Annotated in this window: 20 protein-coding genes, 1 pseudogene and 1 riboswitch; of the genes and pseudogenes, 14 read left to right on the forward strand and 7 right to left on the reverse strand. The window is 70.8% G+C overall.

Annotation, left to right across the window (positions count from 1 at the left end):
• Positions 1-65 precede the first annotated feature (65 nt).
• Entirely contained in the window at positions 66-2660 is a 2595-nt protein-coding gene (gene hrpB, locus AC5RV6_RS08605; protein WP_494006893.1) for an ATP-dependent helicase HrpB, read from the forward strand.
• Between the two features lie 177 nt (positions 2661-2837).
• On the opposite strand, the gene AC5RV6_RS08610 is transcribed toward hrpB, so the two are convergent.
• Positions 2838-3728 (reverse strand): LysM peptidoglycan-binding domain-containing protein, encoded by an 891-nt coding sequence (locus tag AC5RV6_RS08610; protein WP_494006894.1) that lies wholly within the window; start codon positions 3726-3728, stop codon positions 2838-2840.
• A 3-nt stretch (positions 3729-3731) separates the two neighbouring features.
• Positions 3732-3878: riboswitch (cyclic di-AMP (ydaO/yuaA leader) on the reverse strand.
• 379 nt (positions 3879-4257) lie between these two features.
• Here AC5RV6_RS08610 and AC5RV6_RS08615 point away from each other — a divergent pair.
• The 3 genes from AC5RV6_RS08615 (at position 4258) to AC5RV6_RS08625 (ending at position 6781) form a co-directional block, all read left to right on the forward strand.
• Complete coding sequence (locus AC5RV6_RS08615) at positions 4258-5619, forward strand: TrkH family potassium uptake protein (protein ID WP_494006895.1); 1362 nt, start codon at positions 4258-4260, stop codon at positions 5617-5619.
• A 34-nt stretch (positions 5620-5653) separates the two neighbouring features.
• Positions 5654-6307 carry a potassium channel family protein gene (locus AC5RV6_RS08620; protein WP_494006896.1) on the forward strand — a complete coding sequence of 218 codons (654 nt, stop codon included), beginning with the start codon at positions 5654-5656 and terminating at the stop codon, positions 6305-6307.
• 195 nt (positions 6308-6502) lie between these two features.
• Positions 6503-6781 (forward strand): hypothetical protein, encoded by a 279-nt coding sequence (locus AC5RV6_RS08625; protein WP_494006897.1) that lies wholly within the window; start codon positions 6503-6505, stop codon positions 6779-6781.
• 69 nt (positions 6782-6850) lie between these two features.
• Here the strand turns inward: AC5RV6_RS08625 and AC5RV6_RS08630 are convergent, their stop codons facing one another.
• Entirely contained in the window at positions 6851-8563 is a 1713-nt protein-coding gene (locus AC5RV6_RS08630; protein WP_494006898.1) for a glycoside hydrolase family 13 protein, read from the reverse strand.
• A gap of 120 nt (positions 8564-8683) precedes the next feature.
• Positions 8684-8827, reverse strand: coding sequence for a hypothetical protein (locus AC5RV6_RS08635; RefSeq protein ID WP_494006899.1), 144 nt, complete (start codon positions 8825-8827; stop codon positions 8684-8686).
• 186 nt (positions 8828-9013) lie between these two features.
• On the opposite strand from AC5RV6_RS08635, the gene ligD reads away from it, so the two are divergent.
• The 3 genes from ligD (at position 9014) to AC5RV6_RS08650 (ending at position 11250) form a co-directional block, all read left to right on the forward strand.
• Positions 9014-10042, forward strand: a complete 1029-nt coding sequence (gene ligD / locus AC5RV6_RS08640; protein WP_494006900.1) for a non-homologous end-joining DNA ligase — start codon at positions 9014-9016, stop codon at positions 10040-10042.
• A 63-nt stretch (positions 10043-10105) separates the two neighbouring features.
• Positions 10106-10369 (forward strand): GlsB/YeaQ/YmgE family stress response membrane protein, encoded by a 264-nt coding sequence (locus AC5RV6_RS08645; RefSeq protein WP_494006901.1) that lies wholly within the window; start codon positions 10106-10108, stop codon positions 10367-10369.
• Positions 10370-10470: 101 nt separating this feature from the next.
• Complete coding sequence (locus tag AC5RV6_RS08650; protein WP_494006902.1) at positions 10471-11250, forward strand: glycosyltransferase family 2 protein; 780 nt, start codon at positions 10471-10473, stop codon at positions 11248-11250.
• A gap of 11 nt (positions 11251-11261) precedes the next feature.
• Here the strand turns inward: AC5RV6_RS08650 and AC5RV6_RS08655 are convergent, their stop codons facing one another.
• Complete coding sequence (locus tag AC5RV6_RS08655) at positions 11262-12296, reverse strand: alpha/beta fold hydrolase (protein WP_494006903.1); 1035 nt, start codon at positions 12294-12296, stop codon at positions 11262-11264.
• A gap of 307 nt (positions 12297-12603) precedes the next feature.
• On the opposite strand from AC5RV6_RS08655, the gene AC5RV6_RS08660 reads away from it, so the two are divergent.
• Entirely contained in the window at positions 12604-13686 is a 1083-nt protein-coding gene (locus tag AC5RV6_RS08660) for an enoyl-CoA hydratase/isomerase family protein (RefSeq protein WP_494006904.1), read from the forward strand.
• Positions 13683-14459, forward strand: coding sequence for an enoyl-CoA hydratase (locus tag AC5RV6_RS08665; protein ID WP_494006905.1), 777 nt, complete (start codon positions 13683-13685; stop codon positions 14457-14459). Before AC5RV6_RS08660 ends, AC5RV6_RS08665 begins: the two co-directional genes overlap by 4 nt.
• Before the next feature lie 11 nt (positions 14460-14470).
• Here the strand turns inward: AC5RV6_RS08665 and AC5RV6_RS08670 are convergent, their stop codons facing one another.
• Positions 14471-15193: a DUF72 domain-containing protein gene (locus AC5RV6_RS08670; RefSeq protein WP_494006906.1), complete on the reverse strand. Its 723-nt coding sequence runs from the start codon at positions 15191-15193 to the stop codon at positions 14471-14473.
• A gap of 100 nt (positions 15194-15293) precedes the next feature.
• On the opposite strand from AC5RV6_RS08670, the pseudogene AC5RV6_RS08675 reads away from it, so the two are divergent.
• The 5 genes and pseudogenes from AC5RV6_RS08675 to lpdA all read left to right on the forward strand — a co-directional run bounded on the left by AC5RV6_RS08675 (position 15294) and on the right by lpdA (position 21673).
• A pseudogene (locus AC5RV6_RS08675) lies at positions 15294-16301 on the forward strand (adenosine deaminase).
• A gap of 69 nt (positions 16302-16370) precedes the next feature.
• A complete protein-coding gene (locus AC5RV6_RS08680; RefSeq protein WP_494007382.1) occupies positions 16371-17900 on the forward strand; it encodes a carboxylesterase/lipase family protein in 1530 nt (509 codons plus the stop codon).
• Positions 17901-18224: 324 nt separating this feature from the next.
• A complete protein-coding gene (locus tag AC5RV6_RS08685; protein WP_494006907.1) occupies positions 18225-18440 on the forward strand; it encodes a hypothetical protein in 216 nt (71 codons plus the stop codon).
• A gap of 186 nt (positions 18441-18626) precedes the next feature.
• Positions 18627-20144: a carboxylesterase/lipase family protein gene (locus AC5RV6_RS08690; protein ID WP_494006908.1), complete on the forward strand. Its 1518-nt coding sequence runs from the start codon at positions 18627-18629 to the stop codon at positions 20142-20144.
• A 128-nt stretch (positions 20145-20272) separates the two neighbouring features.
• Positions 20273-21673: a dihydrolipoyl dehydrogenase gene (gene lpdA / locus AC5RV6_RS08695; RefSeq protein WP_494006909.1), complete on the forward strand. Its 1401-nt coding sequence runs from the start codon at positions 20273-20275 to the stop codon at positions 21671-21673.
• A 58-nt stretch (positions 21674-21731) separates the two neighbouring features.
• On the opposite strand, the gene AC5RV6_RS08700 is transcribed toward lpdA, so the two are convergent.
• Positions 21732-23006, reverse strand: coding sequence for a glycosyltransferase family 2 protein (locus AC5RV6_RS08700; protein ID WP_494006910.1), 1275 nt, complete (start codon positions 23004-23006; stop codon positions 21732-21734).
• A 10-nt stretch (positions 23007-23016) separates the two neighbouring features.
• Complete coding sequence (locus AC5RV6_RS08705) at positions 23017-23748, reverse strand: hypothetical protein (RefSeq protein ID WP_494006911.1); 732 nt, start codon at positions 23746-23748, stop codon at positions 23017-23019.
• Between the last annotated feature and the right edge of the window lie 31 nt (positions 23749-23779).

Genomic DNA, 23779 nt, shown 5'->3' on the forward strand with positions numbered 1-23779 from the left:
GGTGCCTCCTGCCCGCCGGTCCGTCCGGCCCAGGCTGATGGTACGGCCTCGGGCAGAATGGAAGGGTGTTCCCACAGCCCGACTCCGTCCCTGGCCCCTTCGACCTCTCCCGCATCGGCAGCGGACTGGTCTTCGCCCGGTCCCTGCCGGAGCTGGCGCGGGCCCTGGGAACGCCCGGTTCGGCCGCCGTGGTGCAGGCACCGCCCGGCACGGGAAAGACCACCCTGGTTCCGCCGCTGGCGGCGAACCTCGCCGCCGGCCAGGGCAGCGGCGGCAGGGTGCTGGTCACCCAGCCCCGGCGGGTGGCCGTGCGCTCCGCCGCCCGCCGGCTGGCCGCCCTCGACGGAAGCGCGGTGGGCGGCCGGGTCGGCTACAGCGTGCGCGGGGAACACCGTGCCGGCGCGGAGACGCTGGTCGAATTCCTGACTCCGGGCCTGCTGCTGCGCCGGCTGCTGGCGGATCCCGGCCTGGCCGGCGCGTCGGCCGTCGTACTCGACGAGGTCCATGAGCGGGGCCTGGACACGGACCTGCTGCTGGGCCTGCTCGGCGAAGTCCGCCAGCTGCGCCCCGACCTGACCCTGGCCGCGATGTCCGCCACCCTCGACGCGGCCCGCTTTGCCGCACTGCTCGGCGACGGGGAGCCCGGGGCGGTGCCGGTGGTGGACACTCCGGCCGCGCTGCATCCGCTTGACATCAGATGGGCGCCCGGCCGGGGCCCGCGGCTCGATGAACGCGGCGTGCGGCGGGAGTTCCTGGCGCACGTGGCTGCCACCGCCGCGGCGGGACATGCACAGCTGAACCTCGCCGAGCCGGGCGCTGACACCCTGGTGTTCCTTCCGGGAGCGCGGGAGGTGGCCGACGCCGCCGCCCGGCTGCGCAGCGCGGCCGCCGGCGCCGTCGAGGTCCTGGAACTGCACGGCCAGGTCGCCGCCGCCCTCCAGGACCGCGCGGTCGGCGGCCGCGGGGAGGGCGATCCCTCCCGCATCATCGTCTCGACGGCGCTGGCCGAGTCCTCGCTGACGGTGCCGGGGGTGCGGCTGGTCATCGACTCCGGACTGTCCCGGGAGGTGCGCCGGGACGCGGCGCGGGGGATGAGCGGGCTGGTCACGGTATCCGCGTCCCGGGCCTCCGCGGACCAGCGGGCCGGCCGTGCCGCCCGGCAGGGGCCGGGGACCGTGATCCGCTGCTACGACCAGGCGGCCTACGCGGCAGCCCCGGCCCATCCGACGCCGGAGATCGCCGCCGCCGACCTGGCCGGCGCGGCCCTGCTGCTGGCCTGCTGGGGCACGCCGGAGGGCCGCGGCCTGGCGCTGCCGGACGCCCCGCCCGCCGCCGCGATGGCCGACGCCGTGGCCGTGCTGCGGGAACTGGGCGCCGTCGACGGCTCCGGCATGGCAACCCCGCTGGGCCGCCGGCTGGCGGAGGTGCCCGCCGACCCGCGGCTCGCCCGCGCCCTGCTCGACGGCGCCGCACTGGTGGGCCCCACGGCTGCGGCCGAAGTGGTCGCGATGGTGTCCTCGGACCTCCGCCCGGAAGGCGCGGACCTGGCCGGACTGCTGGCCGCCCTCCGCCGCGGCAGCGCGCCGGGAGCAGCGAAATGGCGCGGGGACGTGCGCCGACTGTCCGGCCTCGTCGGCTCCATCCGGGGACAGCGGGCGGCAGCGGGCAACGCTGCGGGGCAGGTGGTGGCCCTCGCCTTCCCGGACCGGGTCGCCCGCCGGGTGCCGGGCGACGGGCCGGAACAGTACCTGCTGGCCTCGGGCACCCGTGCGGGCCTGCCGGCCGGCAGCCGGCTCGCCGGACATCCGTGGCTGGCCGTGGCCGAGGTCAGCCGCGCGGCCGGCAGATCGGCGGCCGGTACCGGCGCGCTGATCCGGGCCGCGGCTCCGCTCGAACCGGCCGACGCCGAGGCAGCAGGCCGGACCCTGGTGACCGAGCACGTTCACGCGGGCTTTACCGACGGACGGGTCACCGCCCGGAGGATACGGAGGCTGGGCGCCATCACCCTCTCCGATACGCCGGTGCGCGCCTCGCGGGAGGAGGGCCGGGCGGCCGTCGCCCAGGCGCTGCGCGAGGCCGGCCTGGGCATCATCGGCTTCTCGGAGGCATCCGAGGGCCTGCGCCGCCGGATGGCCCTGCTCCACCGCGAACTCGGGGCGCCGTGGCCCGACGTCTCCGACGCCGCCCTGCTGGAGAACCTGGAGGACTGGCTGCTCCCGGAGCTGGAGGCCCTGGCGCAGGGCAGGACGGCGGCGGCCACGGACCTGGCTGAACCACTGCGCCGCCTGCTGCCGTGGCCCCAGGCGGCGGACTTCGACGAGCTCGCACCGGAACGGCTGCAGGTTCCCAGCGGCTCCCGGGTACGGATCGCCTACCCGGAGCCCGGGGACCCGCAGGCACGGCCGGTCGTCGCGGTGAAGCTCCAGGAATGCTTCGGCTGGGCCCGGACCCCGCGGCTGGTGCGTGGCCGGGTCCCGGTGCTGTTCCACCTGCTCTCACCGGCACGGCGGCCGCTGGCGGTGACCGATGACCTGGAGTCCTTCTGGAACGGCCCGTACCGGCAGGTCAGGGCGGAGATGCGTGGACGGTACCCCCGGCATCCCTGGCCGGAGGATCCGTGGTCGGTGCCGGCTACGGCCCGCACCAAGCCGCGGGCCTGATACGAGCCGATCACGGCAGAGGAGCCGGCCGGGTGAAGGCGGGCTCCCACGGAGGTTGAACCGGAACGCCGGTCACACCGCCACGGCGGTTAAACGAAAACGGACATCCGGCCCCGAGGGGGACCGCATGTCCGTTTCCTGCTCCTGCTGTTCCGGCGCCGGGCGTCGGAGCAGCAGCTACGCTACGCGGTAGTAGGCCGCGCCGGAGCCGACGTTGGCGGAGTTGATGACGGTCTGGTTGCCGTTCCAGCCGCTGTGGATGGCCTGGCCGTCGCCGATGTAGATGGCGATGTGGGCGAAGCCCATGCCGCCGTCGGCGTAGTAGATCAGGTCACCCGGCTGCGGGTCGGAGACGGGGGTGCCGTAGGCAGCCAGCTGGGCCGGGGCCAGGTCGCCCACGGAGTGCCCGGCGGCGCGCAGCGCCACCTCGACCAGGACGGTGCAGTCCTGGACGGCACCCATCTGGGCGTAGGCCGAGTTGAGGATGACCTGGTTGGTGGCCGAGGCCGCGGTGGCCGCGGGGGCCGGGGTCACGTCGACGGACTGGGTGCTGAAGGTGCCCAGGTCAGCCGGAGCGGCTGCAGGTGCAGGAGCGGCGTAGGTCTCGGTGTAGGAGGCGGCGGCGTACTCGACCGCTGCCGGTGCGGCGGTGGCCTCGCCGGCGTAGGTGATGACGTCGCCCGGGTAGATGATGGACTCCATGCCCAGCCCGTTCAGGCTGAAGATGCTGTCCAGGCTCACGCCGTAGGTGGCGGCGATCTGGCCGAGGGTGTCTCCGGCGACCACGGTGTGGGTGCCGGCCGGCGCTGCGTCCGCGGCGACGGTCTCCACAGCCGGGGCAGGTGCGGCGGCTACGGGAGCGGCGGGTGCCGCAGCCGGAGCCGGGGTGTAGGAATCGTTGGCGATGACGCCGGCCTGGGCCGGGGCGGCCATGCCGAGCATCAGGCCGGACCCTGCGGCAACTGCGGCAGCGGTTCCTCCGATGGTGCGTCCGCGGCCGAGGGCGGCCTTGGAGATGGTCAGCCAGGCGGAAGTCTCTGCGCGGTGGCGTGCACGGGTGTTGGACATGTTGTTACCTCTCCCTGTACCTGCGAGGTGAGCTGTCGGATGCGGATGGGAGTCACCCGGCTGCCGGAAGGCCGGCAGGCTTAACCCCTAGGATTCGTGGAACCCGGAACTGGTTCCCCCGCCCCTGCCATGGTTTTGATCTTTGGACCTCGGAACCGGTGGCAAGGTTCGGTATCCGGCCGAGGGTGCCGCGCTGGGGGAGCGGCACTCGAAGAACACTACACATCTATCACGGTTTGATAACCATTGGATATCGAGTTTGTTATTAAGCTCTCAGAACTTGACGCAACGACTCGTAGCCGATAGCCAAAACGTCGTCGCAGGTCAGGGCGGGAGTGCGGGTCACGGGCCGGCGAAACGCCCGGATTCGCTCCGGCGGCAAAGATTACGGCCTGCCCTTGACCGCATCCTGCGGGAGTGATCCGCTCGACGTGCCGCAGGACCGTCCCGGGACGGATTGAGCCTTCCTCCGCGGGGAAGCGCACGCCTCACGCTGACTGCAGAGGGCGGGCCGCGGTAGCGTCAAAACGTGGCCAGACCCCCGGGCGTGCTCCACGGACATCCCCGCCGCCGTTCTCCTCCCGCCCGGACCGTGCTGGGAGGATTCGCAGCCGCGGCCGCTGCGGGAACAGGGCTGCTGCTCCTTCCCGGCGCCGCCGAAGGGCCGGGCGGGGCGTCGTTCATCGAGGCGCTGTTCACCGCGGTTTCCGCGCTCTGCGTCACCGGCCTGATCGTCGTCGACACCCCGGGGCACTGGAGCAGTTTCGGCGAGTCCGTGATCCTCGTGCTGATCCAGATCGGCGGACTGGGCGTGATGACCACCGGCGCCGTCATCGGCCTGGCGGTCGCGCGTCGGCTGAGCCTGCGCACCAGGCTCACCGCGGCGGCCGAAGCCGGTGGAGGGCGGCCGGTGAACGCGCCCGCGGTGATCCTCGGCGTCGTCCGCATCACTCTGCTGACCGAGGCCGCCGTCGCGGTGATCCTTACGCTGCAGTTCGCCCTTACCTACCGCATGCCCTTTGGGCAGGCGTTGTGGTACGGGGTTTTCCACGCTGTCTCGGCCTTCAACAATGCAGGCTTTTCCCTGTTCAGCGACAACCTTGCGGGCTTCGCGGCGGATCCGGTGGTCTGCCTGTCCATCAGCGCCGCGGTCATCCTTGGCGGACTGGGCTTCCCGGTGCTGATGCAGCTGCGCCGCCATCTGTTCACGCCGCTGGCCTGGTCGCTGAACACCCGCCTCGTTCTGCTGGGAACGGGCCTGCTGCTGGCTGCCGGCACCCTGCTGGTGCTGCTGGTCGAAAGCGGCAACCCGCGGACCCTGGAACCCCTGAGCTGGCCGGACCGCCTGCTGGCCGCCTTCTTCCAGTCAGTGCAGGCCCGAACGGCCGGGTTCTCCAGCATCGACATCGCGGAGATGGACCCGCTGTCCTGGCTCGGCATGGATATCCTCATGTTCATCGGCGGCGGCCCGGCCGGCACGGCCGGAGGCATCAAGGTCACCACCTTTATGGTGCTGGTCTACGTGGTGGCCGCCGAACTGCGCGGCGGCGCGTCCGTGACCATGCTCGGCAAGCGGCTCGGCAGCCACGTGCCGCGCGAGGCGATCACCCTGCTGCTGGCGGCGGCCGCCCTGGTCCTGGCCGCCACCGCCTTCCTGATGGCTGTGACCGACTTCGGGCTCGACGTCCTGCTGCTCGAAACCACCTCCGCCTTCGGAACGGTCGGCCTCAGCGCAGGCATCTCCGCCGCCATCGGGCCGGTCGGGCAGTCCGTGCTGGTCGTCCTGATGTTCATCGGCAGGCTCGGCCCGCTCCTGCTGGCGGCCGGCCTCGCCCTGCGCAGCCGCACCTCCCGCTACGAGCTGCCGGAAGAGAGGCCGATCATTGGCTAAGCGCAGGCTCCTGTCGGGAAACCGGCCGGCACGGATGGCGGGGACGGATGCGGTCGCGATCATCGGCCTCGGCCGGTTCGGCCGCTCGGTGGCACTGGAACTGATGGCGCACGGCACGGACGTCCTGGGCATCGACCACCGCCCCCAGGTGGTCCAAACGCTGGACGGCCGGCTGACCTACGTTGTGACGGCCGATGCCACCGACGAACAGGTCCTCCGCGACCTTTCCATCCCCGACTTCGAACGCGTGGTGGTCGCGATCGGCAGCGACGTCGGCATGAGCGTGCTCACCACGTCGCTGCTGCTGCGCTTCGGGATCCCGCAGATCTGGGCGGAGGCGGTCAGCGAAGCGCACGGCACCATCCTCGATCAGCTGGGCATCCGGCACGTGGTTTTTCCGGAGGCCGACATGGGGCGGCGGGTCGCCCACCTGGTCAGCGGCAGCGTGCTTGACTACTCGCAGATCGGCGGGGACTTCGCCGTGGTGGAAACCGCACCCCACCGGGCCATCCGTGATATTCCCCTGCAGCGGGCCGCGATCCTGGACCGCTACGGAGTCGCGGTGGTCGCTGTCCGCAAGGGAACCGGGGCCTGGCGCTTCGTCACGCCGCAGACCGTGCTCGAGGCGGACGACACGGTGCTGGTGGCCGGTCCCGCCGCCAGCGTTGAGAGGTTCGACCGGCTCTAGGCCTAACCGTCCCGCGCGCCCCGGCAGCCTGATGGCCGCCTGTCCTTGGGAAGAACGGACGCGGTGGGCAAGGGCGCCGTTGAGGGGCACAATGCCCATGGGTGCCGGAGAATGCGGCCTCCTGCCTCCCCGGGCAGGGGAAAGTCCTGCCACCGGGACGAAGAGGGACCGACGAACAGGGATACGGGAGAGGTCATGGAGAGCAGATCGGATTTTGTCAGCGGCGTGATGATCGGCGGGCTGGCCGTCAGCGGGGTCGCCCTCGCGGGGCTGGCCGTCGGGGCAGCCGCCATCGGCAAACTGGCAGTCCGCCGGGCCGCCCTGGGCGACGTCGTCGTCAAGCGGCTGCGGATCGGGGAACTCGACGTCCGGCGTTCCGTGGGCGTGGGGCTCGTCCCCGAGGCGCTGGACCTGGGCTCCGAGCCCGGAAGCGGACCGGGCTCCGTTGCGCCGCCTCCGGGGCCGTCCGTCTAAGCGCCCGCCGGCCGGGATCCGGCGCCTGCGCCCGGGGTTCCCCGCCCGACGTCGCCCCGCCCTTCGGCGTCAGGGCAGGTCGGGGCCGGGGGCAAGCTGTTCCACCCGCACCTCCCACGGGCGCAGGACACGGGCATCGCCGATGTCCGTATAGTTGCCGAGCATCCGGACGCCCGTGCGCTGGCCGGCGGGAAGCTCCAGGTCCTCCGCCGACACATTGCCCAGCACGAGCAGCTCCTCGCCCTCGAGCGAACGCACATAGGCGAGCAGCCGCGGATGGGCTGACTGGACCAGCCGGAATTCGCCGAGAGAGACCACCCTGGACTTGTGCCGGAGCCGGATCAGCCGCCGGTAGTAGCGGAAGATCGACTTCTCCGCTGCCCGGTCCGCCGCGACATTGATGCGGCGGTAGTTCGGGTTGACGTCGATCCAGGGCGTGCCGTTCGTGAAGCCGGCATTGGGGGCGTCGGACCACTGCATCGGTGTCCGCGCGTTGTCACGGCTGCTGCGGGCGAGCGTACGCAGCGCGGACGCGGAACTGATCCCGTTGCGCAGGGCCTCCTCGTAGTACCCGATCGACTCCAGGTCCCGGTACTGGTCGATCCCGGTGAAACCGGCATTGGTCATGCCGATTTCCTCCCCCTGGTAAATGAAGGGCGTGCCCCGCTGCAGGTGGAGCAGCGTGGCCCACAGGGTGGCGGACTCGTACCGGTACCGGCCGTCGTCGCCGAACCGCGACACCAGGCGCGGCTGGTCGTGGTTGCCGAGGTAGAGGCTGTTCCAGCCCCGCTCGGCAAGACCGCGCTGCCAGCGGTTCCACACGGCCTTCAGCGCCAGGAGATCCAGCGGGCGGTGCTCCCACTTGCCGCCGGGGCCCTGGTCCACCCGCATATGCTCGAACTGGAAGACCATGTCCAGTTCGCCGCGAAGCGGATCGGTAAACAGGGCCGCCTCATCCACGGTCACGCCCTCGGTCTCACCCACCGCGAGGTAGCCCTCGTCCCGGAAACCGAACACGGCCCGCACCATCTCCTGGACGAATTCGTGGACCCTGGGCCCGGAGGTGAAGTACGGGGCGCCGTTGGCGTACATCCCGGTGCCCTGGACGGAGCTGTCCGGCAGTCCCGGCACCTTGGAGATGAAGTTGATGGCGTCCATGCGGAAACCATCGACGCCGCGGTCCAGCCACCAGTTCATCATTTCGTATATGCGCGTCCGCACCCTGGTGCTTTCCCAGTTCAGGTCCGGCTGGTGCCGGCTGAACAGGTGCAGGTAGTACTGCTCGGTCCGCGCATCATAGGTCCACGCCGAGCCGCCGAAGAAGGAGCCCCAGTTGTTGGGTTCGGCGCCCGGTTCGTCGGGGGAGAATCCCTGCCGCGGCTCCCGCCAGAAGTAGGAGTCGCGGGAGATGTTCTGCCGTGAGGAAGCGGAGACCTGGAAGGCCTGGTGCTCATCGGAGGTGTGGTTGACCACCAGGTCCATGATCAGCTTCATGCCGCGGCGATGCACCTGCCTCAGCAGTTCCTCGAACTCCTCCTCGGTTCCGAACCGGGAATCGATCCGCCGGTAGTTGCTGATGTCGTAGCCGTTGTCCATCTGCGGAGACTGATGGATGGGCGAGAGCCAGAGGACATCCACGCCCAGGTCGCTGAGGTGATCCAGGTGGGCGATGATTCCCGGAACGTCGCCCACGCCGTCGTCGGTGGTGTCCGCGAAGCTGCGGGTGTAGATCTGGTAGACCACCGCATTGGTCCACCAGGCCGGACGGTACGGGTTCCTCATCTGCCGCCGGTCCTTTCGCTCCTCTTCGGGAGAACGACGCCGGAACCGCCGGGGCGGTGCGTACCGCCAGTCTAGGGACCGGGCCGCGCGGACGGCAGGGGCAGGCCGTGGTCTAAGCCGTCAGTGCAGCCGGTAGGTGGGCTCCCGCAGGGTGCAGGCGCAGATCCGGTGCCGGCGCTCGGGACAGAACGGATCGTAGACCGCCGGTTCCAGCCGCCCGGTCAGCGGCCGGGGGGAACAGATGCAGGTGCACGGTGCGCCCACGCGGATCAGCCTTTCCTTGCCAGCCTGCCCCCGGGGGCAGGAACGGGACCGGCGCCGCGGAAACACCGGGCGGGCCGGAGCCAGACCGCAGCCGCCTACCAGCAATCTACTCCGCTCCGGCACAGGCTCCGCGCCGCCCGCCCGGCAGCGGTGACCGGCACCACATCGGTGCAGTAGCGTGGACGCATGCCGAGCGAAGCCACCACCCTGACCGTTCCCGGTCCCTCGGGAGACCGGGAGGTCCGTATCTCCAGCCCCGGGCGCATCGTGTTCCCGGAGGCCGGGCTGACCAAGCTGGACCTGGCACGGTACGTGCTGGAGGTCAGCGGGCCCTTCCTGGCCGCGAACGGCGACAGGCCGGTGTCGCTGCAGCGGTTTCCCGGCGACATCGACGGGGAGATGTTCTTCTCCAAGAACCCGCCCCGCGGCGCGCCGGACTATGTTCAGGCCGTCACCGTGGTCTATCCCAGCGCGCGCTCGCATCCGCAGGTGGTGCTCACCGAGCCGGCTGCCGCGGTGTGGGCGGTGCAGATGAACACAGTAGTGTTCCATCCCTGGCCCTCGCGCGCCGGGAACACTGACAATCCTGACCAGCTGAGGATCGACCTGGATCCGCAGCCGGGCACCGGGTTCGACGACGCGGTGCCCGCCGCCCTGGAACTGCGGAGGGTCCTGGCCGAGGCCGGCTTGGAGGCGTGGATCAAGACCTCCGGCAACCGCGGCCTGCACGTGTTCGCGCCGATCGAACCGCAGTGGGAGTTCCTCGACGTCCGGCACGCAGTGATCGCCGCCGCCCGTGAACTTGAACGGCGGATGCCGGGCCAGGTGACCACCGCCTGGTGGAAGGAGGAGCGGGGGGAACGGGTCTTCGTGGACTTCAACCAGGCCAACCGGGACCGCACCATGGCCGGTGCCTACAGTCCCCGGGCCCTGCCGCACGCCCCCGTGTCCTGCCCCCTGGTCTGGGAGGAACTCGAACATGTGCAGCCTGCACAGTTCACGGTCCGGACCGTTCCGGAACGGCTTCGCTCCGTCGGCGACCCGTGGGCGGAGTTCGGCCGGTCCCCTGGCCGGATCGACACTCTGCTGCAGTGGTGGGAACGGGACCTGGCCGACGGGCTGGGGGAGGAGCCGTTCCCGCCCGACTATCCCAAAATGCCCGGCGAGCCGCCGCGGGTGCAGCCGAGCCGGGCGCGGCGACCCGACCCGGCATAGGCTGGCAGGAGCAAACGCCGCCTGCCGGGGGAGGGCGGCCACCACCGGACAAAGGAGCACAACATGATCGGATTCATCGTGGCCGGCCTCGTGATCGGCGCCCTGGCCCGCCTGTTCAAGCCCGGCAAACAGAACCTGGGCATCGTCGCCACCCTGCTGCTGGGCCTGGCCGGCTCCGTCATCGGCGGCAGCATCGCGTCGTTCCTGGGCACCGGAGACATCTTCGAGCTGAACATCCTCGGGTTCATCATCGCGGTGATCTGCGCCGTGCTGCTGATCGGCGTCGCCGAATCCCTGGCCGGCCGCAACCGCAGCGGCCGGGCCTAGGCACCGGGCAGACGCCGTCGGGCGGTGGTTTCCGGTCCCCGGCGGCGTTCCGTGCCTGAGGCCCTGCGCGGCCGCGCGGCCGAAGCTAGAGTCGGGGGATCATGGCAGCCATCTCAGTGGTCATCCCTTCCCGGAACGATGCGGCCTACCTCAGCGCCTGCCTGGCGGCCCTCGCCGTCCAGACCCGGCCGGCGGACGAGGTGCTTGTCGTGGACAACGCCAGCACCGACTCCACGACGCAGGTCTGCGCCGAGGCCGGGGTGCGGCGCCTGCTGCAGCCGGTTCCCGGCGTCACCGCCGCCACCGCAGCCGGTCTGGATGCCGCCTCCGGAGACCTGCTGGCCCGGCTTGACGCCGACTCGGTGCCGCCGCCCCGATGGCTGGAGCAGCTGGAACGCCTCTTCGACGCCGACCCGGAGCTGGCCGCCGCCACCGGGCCGGGCGAGTTCTACGGCGGCGGGCCGCTGGCGGCCCTGGCCGGGCGCACGGTCTACATCGGCGGCTACCACCGCGTGGTGGGGCTGCTGCTGGGCCACCCGCCGCTCTTCGGATCCAACTTCGCCATCCGGGCCGGGGCCTGGCGGCGGATCAGCGGACGTGTGGTGCGGACCGACCCGCGGGTGCACGACGACCTGCACATCTCCTATCTGATCGAGCCGGACATGGCGGTCTGCTGGGACCCGGACCTGCGCGTCGGTGTCTCAGCGCGTCCCCTGCAGAGCTGGGCGGGACTGCGGCGCCGGCTCGCCATGGCGTATGCGACGTTCCGGCTCGACTTCGGCCGGCAGCCGCCGCTGGCCCGGCGGCGGCAGCGGATCCACCGCCGCCGCGGTCGGCTCCCGCGCACAGGGCCGGCCCGGGTTCGGCGGCGCGGTGCGTAGGCCTTCTGTCCTCAGGAAGCCGAGGCGAACAGGCGGAGCAGGTCCAGTGAGAGCAGATGGGGAGAGTTCTCGCAGGGGCTGTGCCCGGTGCGGTAGATGCCCAGCCGCGCGCCGATGGAGCGGGCGAACCTGCGGTGCAGCGCCAACGGCCAGATATCGCTTCCGCCCACGGCCACGAACAGAGGCACCGGAACATTCCTGAGGGCGCCGCGGAGATCGGGCACAGCCTTCATCAACCCCACAATGTCGGCAATGGAGCTGCGCCTGGTCCGGGCGAACCGCCGCTCGACGAAGGCCAGCCGGTCCGGCGGTGCCGGCACGAAGTTCCGCCGGACGCCCCAGACGATGAGGGCGGCGCTGAGCCGCCGGCCGACCAGCGGGCTGAGCCAGCCGATCCACCGGACCCTGGCCAGGCTCTGCCCGGGCACCGGCGGGCAGCTCAGCAGCGTCAGGCTACGGAACAGGTCCGGCCGCAGGACCAGCGCGGCCTGTGCCACCACACCGGCAAAGGAGTATCCGGTGACGTGCGCGGGTCCGGTCCGCTCCAGGACGGCCAGCAGATCGCCCACGAAGAGGCTCAGGTCGTACCGCCTTCCCGGCGGGTCCAACTGCTCCGGGCCCGACGCCGCCGACTCATACTGACCGGCCATGTCGAATGAGAGCGCCCGGTAGCCGGCCGCTGCCAGCCGGGGCAGCATCAGGGTGAAGTCCTCCTTGGACCCCATGACTCCCGGCACCAGAACCACCGGAACGCCGTCGTCCGACCCCAGCTCGAGTGCCGCGAGGCGGCCGCTGGGAACCTCGAACGCGAGCCGCCGGGAGCCGTCCGGCGGGCGGGCCCAGTCGACGGGGCCCAGGGCGGCGTCCCTGGCGGCGGCCGCCTTCCGCGCGCTGCCGCGGATACCGGGCCCGACAGGAGCAGGCCCGGCGGCGGTGCCCCCGGACGCGGCGGAGGGGCCCGCGGTGCCGGCCGGTGCGTCCCCGCAGGTCCGTGCTGCATGGGCGCCTTCGCGCAGCGCCGTCGCTGTCTCCGCCTTATCCGGCATACCGCCCTCCCTCCTTCTCCGGCCGGGCCGGGCGGTCCCGCCCGGTGCGGCCACGGCCTGCCCGGTTCCACTCTGTCCGGCACTGACCTCTACGGTGTGCCCGCCGCACCGCCGCTGTCCATGCCCAGGGCCCCCGGGCCGGGGTCGGGCCCCCGACGGACGCTCATCGGAACACCCCGGGCGTCGGCGCGCGTCATTGGACCGCCCCCGGCGGCCCGTGGTTTAGTGGAGCCGGCGGCAGTGTGTCCGGCGGCACATTCGTGGCCGGAGCGGGCCGCAGCTCATTGCGACGACCAACGGGGGGAACGTGCAGCAGGCACCCGAGCAGGAGGCCCAGGACGACGGCCAGGTGCTCACCGAGGTGCGCGGACGGCTGGGGCATATCCTCCTGAACCGGCCCCGCGCCCTGAACGCACTCACCCACGGCATGGTGCAGCGCATCGCCCGGGCCCTGGACGAGTGGGCCGACAACGACGCCGTCGCGTCCGTCCTGATCAGCGGCGCCGGCGAACGGGGCCTGTGCGCCGGCGGCGACATCGTGGCGCTCTACCGCGACCGGACCGAGGGAACGGCGTCGGCCGCCTTCTGGCGTGATGAGTATCTGCTCAATGCCCGGCTGGCCCGTTATCCGAAACCAATCACCGCGTTCATGGACGGCATCGTCCTCGGCGGCGGGGTCGGAGTCTCCGCGCACGTCGGGCACCGGGTCGTCACCGGGCGCAGCCGGGTCGGCATGCCCGAAACCGGCATCGGTTTCATCCCCGACGTCGGCGGCACCTGGCTGCTCGCGGGTGCGCCGGGGGAGCTGGGCACCTACGCGGCGTTGACCGGCGGGCAGTTCGGCCCGGCAGACGCCATTCTCCTGGGCCTCGCCGATGTCTGCGTTGCCGCCGATGATCTGCCGCAGATCGCCCATGATCTCGAGACAACGGATCCGGGCACGGTCCTCTCCGCTGCGGCACGGCCCGTGCCGGAAGCGCCGCTCGCTGCGCAGCGCGCCTGGATCGACGCCTGTTTCAGTGCCGGCACCGTGGAGGAGATCCTCGCCCGCCTCCGGGCCCGTCCGGAACCTGAAGCCGCCGCCGCGGCCGCGGAGCTGGATGCCAAATCACCCACCGCGCTCAAAGTGACGCTGGCCGCCCTGCGGCGGGCCCGCCGCCTGCCCGACCTGGAGGCTGCGCTGTCGCAGGAGTACCGGGTCTCGCTTCACGCGCTGCACACGCCCGACTTCGCCGAAGGCGTGCGCGCCCGGGTCATCGACAAGGACCGGCGTCCGCAGTGGTCTCCGGCCGATCCCGGGCAGGTTCCCGACGCCGCCGTCGAAGCCTTTTTCGCCCCCGCACCGCACGGCGACCTCTTCGCCGCCCCCGCAGAGAACGGACACATATGAGCCAGTACGAGAACATCCTTGTCGACCGGCGCGGACGCGTCGGCGTGATCACGCTGAACCGGCCCAAGGCCCTCAATGCACTGAACCTGCGCACCATGCAGGAGGTGGTTGCCGCCGCCGGGGACCTCGACGGCAGCGCGGACATCGGGGCCATCGTCCTCACCGGATCCGACCGGGCCTTCGCCGCCGGCGCCGACATCAAGGAAATGTCCAGCCGGAGCTACATCGACATGTACCAGGCCGACTGGTTCGCCGGATGGGACGCGCTCTCGCGGGTCCGCACCCCGGTCATCGCGGCCGTCGCCGGGCACGCCCTGGGCGGCGGCTGCGAACTCGCGCTGCTGTGTGACTTCATCATCGCCGCGGACACCGCGAAGTTCGGCCAGCCGGAAATCCGCCTCGGCGTCATTCCCGGAATGGGCGGCTCGCAGCGGCTCACCCGCGCCGTCGGCAAGTCAAAGGCCATGGACCTGATCCTGACGGGACGGACCATCGGCGCGGAGGAAGCGGAACGCTGCGGCCTGGTCTCCCGGGTGGTTCCCGCCGAGGAGATGCTGGAGGAGGCGCTGGCGGCCGCGGAACAGATCGCCGGTTACTCCAAGCCCGTGACGATGCTCGCGAAGGAGGCGGTCAACGCCGCCTTCGACACCACCCTGGAGCAGGGCGTGCGGTTCGAACGGCGGATCTTCCACTCGCTGTTCGCCTTCGAGGACCAAAAAGAGGGGATGGCGGCCTTCATCGACAAGCGCAGCCCCGGGTTCAGCCACCGCTGACCGGTCCGCATTCAGGCCAGCAGCCTCCGAAGCCGGCGCGCGTCCTCGACGGCCGCGCCGCCGGCGTCGTTGTTGAAGTACACCCAGGCCGGCACCCCGGCGTCGTTCCAGCCGCGGATCCGCTCCGCCCAGGCGGCCAGCTGCCGGTCGGAGTAGGAGCCGACGTACAGCCGGTCGGGGTCCGGGCCGTGCATCCGGACATAGGCGAAGTCCGCGGTGAGGGACGGAATCTCGGGCAGCCCGGCGCCGTTCATGACGCAGTACGCGGCGCCGTGGCGCCGCAGCACCTGGAAGGATTCCTCCTGCTGCCAGGAGGAATGGCGGAACTCGACGGCGGCCCGCAGTCCCTGCGGCAGCCGGGACAGGAAATCATCCAGCAGGGCGTCGTCCCGCTCCAGGTCCGGCGGCAGCTGCAGCAGCAGGATCCCGGCCCGGTCCCCGAGCACCTGCCAGCACCGGCCGATCCGTTCAATCCACTCGTCGGCGCGCTGGAGCTTCCGGGCGTGGGTCAGTCCGCGCGGAGCCTTGACCGTCAGGCGGAACCGGCCGGGAACACGGTCCCGGTACGCGGCGAAGTTTTCCTCGCGGGGCCAGCGGTAGAAGCTTCCGTTCAGCTCCACCGTGTCGAATTCCTGTGCGTAGTGCTCCAGCCAGCGGCCCGACGGCAGCCCGCGGGGGTAGAGCACGGTGCGCCAGTGGGGGTAGCTGAAGCCGGAGGTGCCGATGTGGTTCATGGCACCACACTAGGGCTCCCGCCGCGGCACGCCGATATGGTGGATTCAGAGCCGACCGACGGCCGGCGGCGGACGCCGGTCCCTTGCTGAAGGAGCCCCCATCGTGAACCTGCCGCCCCTGGCAGAACTACACCTGCACATCGAGGGCACCCTCGAACCGGAGCTGATCATGGAACTGGCGGCGCGCAACGGCGTCGACCTTCCCTGGGCCGGGCTCGAGGAACTGCGGGAACAGTACCGGTTCGAAGACCTGCAGCACTTCCTGGACCTTTACTACGCCAACATGGCGGTGCTGCAGCGCAGGGAGGACTTCGCCGAGATGACCCGCGCCTATCTGGAGCGGGCCCGGCAGGCCGGCGTCCGGCACGCCGAGATCATGGTGGACCCGCAGGCGCACCTGCACCGCGGAGTGGACCTGGCCACCAGCATCGGCGGGGTGGCGGATGTGCTGGCCCGGTCCGAGCAGGACTACGGCATCTCCACCGTCCTGATCGCCGCGTTCCTCCGGGACCACCCGGTCCAGGAGGCGCTGGAAGTGCTGGAGGAGCTGCTGGCCATGGGCGCCCCCATTGATGCCATCGGGCTCGATTCGGCGGAAGTGGACAATCCGCCGGAGAAGTTCGTGGCCCTCTACGACCGCGCACGGGATGCCGGACTGCGGCTGGTGGCCCACGCCGGGGAGGAGGGGCCGTGCGGCTACGTCAGTTAGGCCCTGGATCTGCTGCGCGTGGACCGGGTGGACCACGGGATCCGCTGCCTTGAGGACGACGCCCTCGTCCGGCGCCTCGTGGCCGAACAGGTTCCGCTCACCGTCTGCCCGCTATCGAACGTCAGGCTGAGGGGCGTGGCCTCCCTCGAGGAGCACCCGATTCCCGAAATGCTGCGGCTGGGCCTGAACGTCTCGGTGAACTCGGACGACCCCGCGTACTTCGGCGGATACGTCGACGAGAACTTCCGCTGCCTGGTCGAGGAGTTCGCACTGACCCGGGCGGATATCGCCGCGCTTGCAGCCAACTCGTTCCGGGGCTCGTTCGCCGAGCCCGGACGGCGCGAGGAGATGCTCGCCCTGATCCGCGGCTGGGAGGAAGGCGAAGCGCCGGCGCCGTAGCGGCGCCGCGGGCCGGCGGCTATGATCGCTGCCGCGGCAGCCCGCCGCCCGGGAGGAGACACCGTGACCATGACGCCCGCCACCGAAAGCCTGGTAGTCCACACCGCGGAGGGACCGGTGCGCGGCAGCGTGTCCGACGGCGTGCGCTCCTGGCGTGGAATTCCCTACGCCCAGCCCCCGGTCGGCCCGCTGCGGCTTCGCGACCCGCAGCCGGCGCGGCCCTGGACCCGGGTCCGGGACGCGACGGCCCATGGTCCGGTTCCTCCGCAGCGCCGCGTATCGGTGCATCTTGGCGCCGGGCGGCGGACACCGGTCAGTGAAGACTGCCTCACCCTGAACGTCAGCGCGCCGGACAGGCCGGAAACGCCGGTCGGGCTGCCTGTGGTGGTATGGCTCTACGGGGGTGCCTTTACCGCAGGCGCCGGCTCCGTGCCGGGGTACCGGGGCGACGCGCTTGTCCGTCGGGGCGACGTGGTCTTCGTAACCCTCAACTATCGGCTGGGGGCCCTGGGGTTCTTCGACTTCCGGCACCTGGGCAGTGCCGAGCGGCCGTTCGACGCCAACGTGGGGCTCAAGGACCAGGTCGCCGCCCTGGCATGGATCCGGCGGAACATCGCCGCCTTCGGCGGAGACCCGGACAACGTCACCCTCGCCGGGGAATCGGCCGGCGGTGTCAGCATCACCACGCTCATGTGCGTCCCCGCCGCGGCCGGCCTGTTCCACCGTGGCTTCGCCCTCAGCTCCGCACCGGCGGCCGCCCTTGATACGGCCCGGGCCAGGTGGCGCGCCGACCGGCTCCTGGCGCTGCTGGACGTTGCCCCCGGGGACGCCGGCGCGGCACGGCGGACGCTGGAGAAGCTCCCCTGGGGGTCCCTTGTCTCAGCTACCGCGAAACTGTCCGACGACATCGTGCCGGACGAGGATCCGGGAACACTCGCCGCTGCTCCGGTGGTGGACGGCAGCTGGCTGCCGGAGGACCCGGTCTCCGCCTTTCGAGCCGGCCGCCAGCATCCGGTTCCCCTGGTCCTCGGGACCATGGCGGCGGAGGGCACCCTGTTCGACAAGCTGCACGACATCCTTCCCACATCCGCCGCACGCATCGAAAAGATGCTCGACGCCGCTGCCCCGGCCGCCCGGGAGCGGCTGCTCGCCGCCTATCCGGGCTACCCTGCCGGGTCGGCCACGGTCTCGCTGGGGGCGGATGCCGTGTTCTGGCACCCGAGCGTGGAACTGGCCGAGGCCCACTCCGCCCGGGCCGGAACCTGGATGTACCGCTTCGACTTTGCGCCGCGCCTGCTGCGGCTGCTCGGGTTCGGGGCCACGCACGGCAGCGAGCTGCCCGCCTTCTTCGACACCTATGACTCCGGGCTGGGCCGGTTCCTGACCTCCGCCGGCGGACGCGCCTCCGCCCGCAACGTCGCCGTGTCCTTCCAGGGTGCGCTGCTGCGTTTCGTCCGAACCGATGACCCGGGCCCCATGTGGCCCCGCTACAGCCCCCGGGAGCGCCGCACGCGCATCTTCGATGTGCGCGGGGGACTGGAGATGGACCCGCGGCGGCTGCAGCGGCAGACCTGGCACGCCCTCACGCTCGGGGAGTGAGTTCCCCGGGCAGCCCCGACATGCCGCTCGGGACACTCCGCCGGCGCCGGCCGTTCCTGCCTCCGGACGCGACCATCAGTTCTCCGTTCTGTCATGCCGACACGGGAGCGATGCGCTGATCTTGAGCCGATCCTGCCCTTCACTTTCGTTTTCCTTACGTAACGGGACGCCCTGCCGATAACCCTTGAGGTAACTGCTGTGGTAAATGTGACGGACGGGTGCAGGGGAGCGTCCGGATCAGGGGGAAGGGAGTTCCACCATGCCTGAACAGATGTGCGAACCCGGAGCGGGACCCGGGCGCGTCCGTACGGATCGGCCCGTCCGGTGAAGGCGCTGCGGAGGCTGGACCTCGCGGTGCTGGGAACCGTGTGGATGCTGTGCGTGCTCACTGATTGGTCGACCGGCGCGAAGGTGGCCCTGAACGCGGCTGCCGTGGCACTGCTGTGCGCCAAGGAAGTGGCGCTGCACCTGCGGCAGGTCCGCGGACAGGTGGCTGCACCGTCTCCGCGGCTGACCCTGGTCGGAGCAGCCGCCGGCTGACCGCGGCATCCGGCAGCGGCTGCTCCGGAGCAGGCCCTGCGCGGCCGATCCGGATTCCCGCGGCCGTTTTCCGGGCCCGCATCCTTACCGCGCAGCCCTTCCGGGTCCTATGGTGGACGGGCGTCCGCTGACCGTGGATCCCCGGGAGGAGCCGCGGCACGGCGCGCCAATGGAAGCGAGGCCACCATGTCCGTCGATCTTTCCTCGCTCGTGGTGGAGACCGCCGACGGCGCCGTCCGCGGAATCATCGACGGGGGCGTGCGGACATGGCGGGGCATTCCCTACGCGGCCCCGCCGGTGGGAGAGCTGCGGCTTCGGGCACCCCGGCCGCCGGTGCCATGGGCCGGGGTCCGCGATGCGGACCGGTTCGGGGCGGTGCCTCCGCAGAGCAGGGGACTGGCGCTGACCGGATCCCGACGGCGGCAGCCCATGGCCGAGGACTGCCTGACGATCAACGTATCGGCGCCCCTGGAGCCTCCGGGGCATGCCCTGCCGGTTCTGGTCTACTTCTACGGCGGAGCGTTCAGCTCCGGCTCGGCGGCCGTCCGCACCTACCGCGGGGCCAACCTGGTCAGGACCGGCGACGTCGTCTACGTCGCGATGAACTACCGCATCGGCGCGCTGGGGTTCATGGACTTCACGGACTGGTCGACGCCCGCGCGTCCCTTTGACGCGAACCTCGGCCTGCGCGACCAGGTGGCGGCCCTCGAATGGGTGCAGGCGAACATCGCCGCCTTCGGCGGAGACCCGGGAAATGTCACCGTCTTCGGCGAATCCGCCGGCGGCATATCGGTCACCGCCCTCATGTGCATCCCCGCCGCGCGGGGACTGTTCCACCGCGCCTTCGCCCAGAGCCCGGCGCCGTCCGGCGCCTACTATCCCGATATGCATGCCGCCTGGGCGCGTGACCTGCTGCAGATCCTGGGCATCGATGAAACCGACGCCGCCGGAGCCCTGACGGACCTGCCCGCCCGGAAACTTGTCGACGCGACGACCCGGCTGACCACCAGGATCGGGCCGGCACGGTACCCCGGGACGCTGAGCGTCTCCCCGGTCGTCGACGGCGATTTCCTGCCGCGGCACCCGATCGACACCTTCCGGGACGGCGACGCCGCCCCGGTTCCGTTCGTCATCGGCACGATGGCCAATGAGGGTGCCCTGTTTGCGAAGGTCGATGACATTCTCCCGTCGACGCCTGACCGCCTGGAGCGCATGTTCGCAGCCACCGATCCCGGCGCACGGGACCGCATCGCAGCTGCCTATCCCGGCTACCCGAGCCGGGCCCGGTCTGTGCAGATCAGCGGCGACCTTGTGTTCTGGTATCCGAGCCAGATGGTGGCGGAGGGCCATTCCCGGATCGCGCCGACCTGGTCCTACCGCTACGACTACGCGACGCCGCTGATGAACCGGCTGGGCTTCGGGGCAACCCATGCCTTCGACGTGCCGGTCATGTTCGGCGAAACCGGCGAGCCCGCCACCCGGGCCCTGACGCTCCTGGGCGGCGCCGCAGAGTTGAGGGAACTGTCCCGCCGGTTCCAGGGCAGCCTGCTGCACCTGGCCCGGCACGGGCACCCCGGCCCGGACTGGCCCCGGTTCGATGCGGTGCTCCGGCACACCCGGATCTTCGACAAGACCGACCGGATCGAGTCGGATCCCTTTCCCGAGCGGCGCAGGGCGTGGGAAGGCTACCGGGGCTGGATCTGAGGCGGGCTGCACCGCCGCCCGTCGGGCCGGGCGGAAAAGAAATCATGGAGTCCTGCGGGCGGCCGTGAGACTCTTAAGCAGGCTTATGAACCATCGATGAACCACCGATGAAGGAGACAGCAGACAGCATGAGCGCACATTTCGACGTCGTCGTCCTTGGCGCCGGTCCCGGCGGTTACGTAGCTGCGATCCGTGCCGCCCAGCTGGGCCTGAGCGTGGCCGTGGTGGAGGAGAAATTCTGGGGAGGGGTATGCCTGAACGTCGGCTGCATCCCGTCCAAGGCGCTGCTCCGCAACGCCGAACTGGCCCAGCTCTTCACCCGGCAGGCCGATACGTTCGGCATCTCCGGCGACGTGTCCTTCGACTTCGGCGCGGCCTACGACCGCAGCCGGCAGGTGGCTGACGGCCGGGTCAAGGGGGTGCACTTCCTGATGAAGAAGAACGGCATCACCGAGTTCGACGGCCGGGGCACCTTCGTGGACGACCATTCACTCGACGTCGCGCTCTCTTCCGGGGGCACCGAACGGATCACCTTCGACAACGCCATCATCGCCGTGGGTGCGGTGGTCAAGCTCCTGCCCGGGGTCGAACTGAGCAAAAACGTGGTCACGTACGAAGACCAGATCCTCGACCGCGACCTGCCCGGGTCGATAGTGATTGTGGGCGCCGGCGCCATCGGCATGGAGTTCGGCTACGTGCTGCGCAGCTACGGCGTTGAGGTGACGATCATCGAGTTCCTGGACAGGGCCCTGCCCAATGAGGACGCCGACGTCTCCAAGGAACTCGCCAAGCAGTACAAGAAGCTCGGCATCCCGATCCTCACGTCCACCAAGGTGGACTCCATCACCGACAACGGCAGCTCCGTAACCGTCAGGTACACCGGCAAGGACGGCGGCGAAGGAATGGTGGAGGCGGACCGGGTGCTGCTGTCCGTCGGATTCGCCCCCCGCGTTGAGGGCTACGGACTCGAGACGACCGGAGTTGAAGTCACCGACCGCGGGGCGATCGCGATTGACGACTACATGCGGACCAACGTCCCGAACATCTTTGCCATCGGCGACGTCACCGGCAAGCTGCAGCTCGCCCACGTCGCGGAGGCCCAGGGCGTCGTGGCGGCCGAGACCATCGGCAAGGCCGAAACGATGCCGCTCGGCGACTACCGCATGATGCCGCGGGCCACCTTCTGCCAGCCGCAGGTGGCCAGTTTCGGCCTCACCGAGCAGCAGGCGAGGGACGAGGGCCACGACGTGGTCGTCAGCATGTTCCCCTTCACCGCCAACGGGAAGGCCCATGGCCTGGGAGAGCCCGTCGGCTTCGTGAAGCTGGTCGCCAGCGCGAAATACGGCGAACTGCTTGGCGGCCACCTCATCGGCCCGGACGTTTCCGAGCTGCTGCCCGAACTCACCCTGGCACAGAAGTGGGACCTGACCGCCGCCGAGCTCGCCCGGAATGTCCACACCCACCCGACCCTGAGCGAGGCGCTGCAGGAGGCATTCCACGGCCTCACCGGCCACATGATCAACTTCTAGGGCCGGTGCGCAGGCCGGCTGGCGGCCGACCTGCGCACCGACGGCCGGCCTGCGCGCGCTAGCCCTGCGCCCGGGCCGCTGCCATCTGAACGCCGCCGCCGGTTCCGGACTCCTGCACCCGCCGCGACGGACTGGTCCAGGTGCCGCTGGTCCGGCTCGTCCAGGCCTGCCAGACGGTGGCGAGGCAGATGCAGCCGTCCACCACCCGCACCAGGGGGAAAGCCAGGCCGAGCAGGAGCACGCCCGGCCGCCGAAGGACCATGGCGGTAATGACGGTCAGCAGGAAGTCCGGCAGGAGCACTCCCAGCAGCAGATGTTCGGGACGCAGGAAGGAACTCCCCGTGGCCATCGACAGGACCGCCAGGGGCAGCGTCAGCACCAGGAGCAGGGATGAGGCGATCAGCTCCACAATGTGCAGCAGCAGGGCCATCCAGAACCGGCCCCGGTGCAGGCCGTGACGACGCACCGTCTGCCAGAAGCCCAGGCTCCACCGACGCACCTGCCGGGTGTAGTCCCGGATGGTGTTCGGGTCCTGGGTGAACGCGTTGGCGGCGGAGGGGTGGAACTCGATGCGCCCGAGCTGCTTGGCGTGCACCTCGAACGTCATGTTGAAGTCCTCGATGAGCAGGCCCGGCGCCGTCATGTCGATCTGCGGCAGCACCCTGGCGCGGTACATGCTGGCGAAACCCGGGACGATGCTGACCACGTTCGCCGGCCGTGAGGCCTGCCCGTACTTCATCAGCAGCTGGACCACGGTATACAGGCGTTCCCGGTAGGCCAGCAGGATCCGGGCCACCAGGCGCTGCCGGCCCGGATCGGCCAGGGTACGGGCACGGCCCGCGACGGCGACCACCTCGGGGTCGTTGAACAGGGGCAGCCCGGTTCGCAGGTAGTTGCCGGCCAGACGCGTGTCGGCGTCGAGCAGCATGACCACCTCGTAGCGGGTATCCAGGCCGAAGTGGTCGATGCCGGCGGCGAGCGCGCCCGCCTTCCCCCGGTTCGGGGACAGCTCCAGGACGTTGACCCCCTCGCTGCGGGCGACCTCAGCGGTGCCGTCCGTTGAACCGTCGGACACCACGTGGATATTGCTCCGCGGCACCTGCACGGCCGCGCTGCGCACGGTCTCCGCCAGGACCAGCTCCTCGTTGCGTGCCGCTATCACCACGGCCACCTGATCGGGGCGCAGGATGGACTCCCGCCGTGCGGCCCGCTGGCGCGGATTGGTCTTGTTCTGCCATTCACCGACGACCCGGAGGAAGCCCACCACGCTCCACAGCGGGGTGCTGATGCCCAGGACCAGCAGAATGATCAGCAACAGCGTCCATGGCTCCATGTAATGTCCTTCAATCGTTGGTGGGGTCGGGGGCGGGTGATTCGAGCGGAGGTCCCTGCTGGACCTGCCTGGTGGTGACAATGTCCGTCCATGGTCCGTCGGGGACGTTGTCCTCCTCGACGAACTGCCAGTCGACGCGGTCGGAGGCTCCGTTGAGTTCCCGGAAGCCGAGGCACCCGTTCAGGGCGGGGGAGACGTCCAGGCCGGCGCCGTTGTACTCGGTGTTGGCCGGCCGCTCGTCGTCGTCGCCGAAAACGTAGGCCGCGTCGTCGTAAATAACCGGCCCGGCGTCCTGGATCTGCCCGTAGCAGACCCTTCCGTCCATGCGGAGCCGCACCCAGCGGTTCTTCATGTAGCTGAAGGACCGATCGGCTTCCAGGCCGGCGTAGCCCGGGTCCCCGGCCCAGGGGACCACGTCCCCGCGCATCGCGAACGCGGCGGGGTTGTTGATGTCGTCGAAGGGCAGGTCGAGGTAGAAGGGATTCTCCAGCGGGGTCATGCTTGTCGGCATGTAGCGGTTGGCCGCGGTCCGGGGCTCCGTGGCGCACGTTCCGTCCGCCTGGACGACCCCGTCGCATCCGCCGTAGCTCTCCTGCCACCAGCTGTCATACGCGGACTGCACCTGGCTCCCGTCGACGGCGTCGGGGTCGTGGATTTCTCCGACCCAGAATGTGGTCGCAACGATGTCGGTATGCCACGGATAGTCCGACTCTCCGTCCAGCGGCTGCATCTGCTCAGTCATCGAGCAGCCGCCCAGCAGCAGCACTGCCGGA

Source organism: Arthrobacter saudimassiliensis (assembly GCF_059090665.1).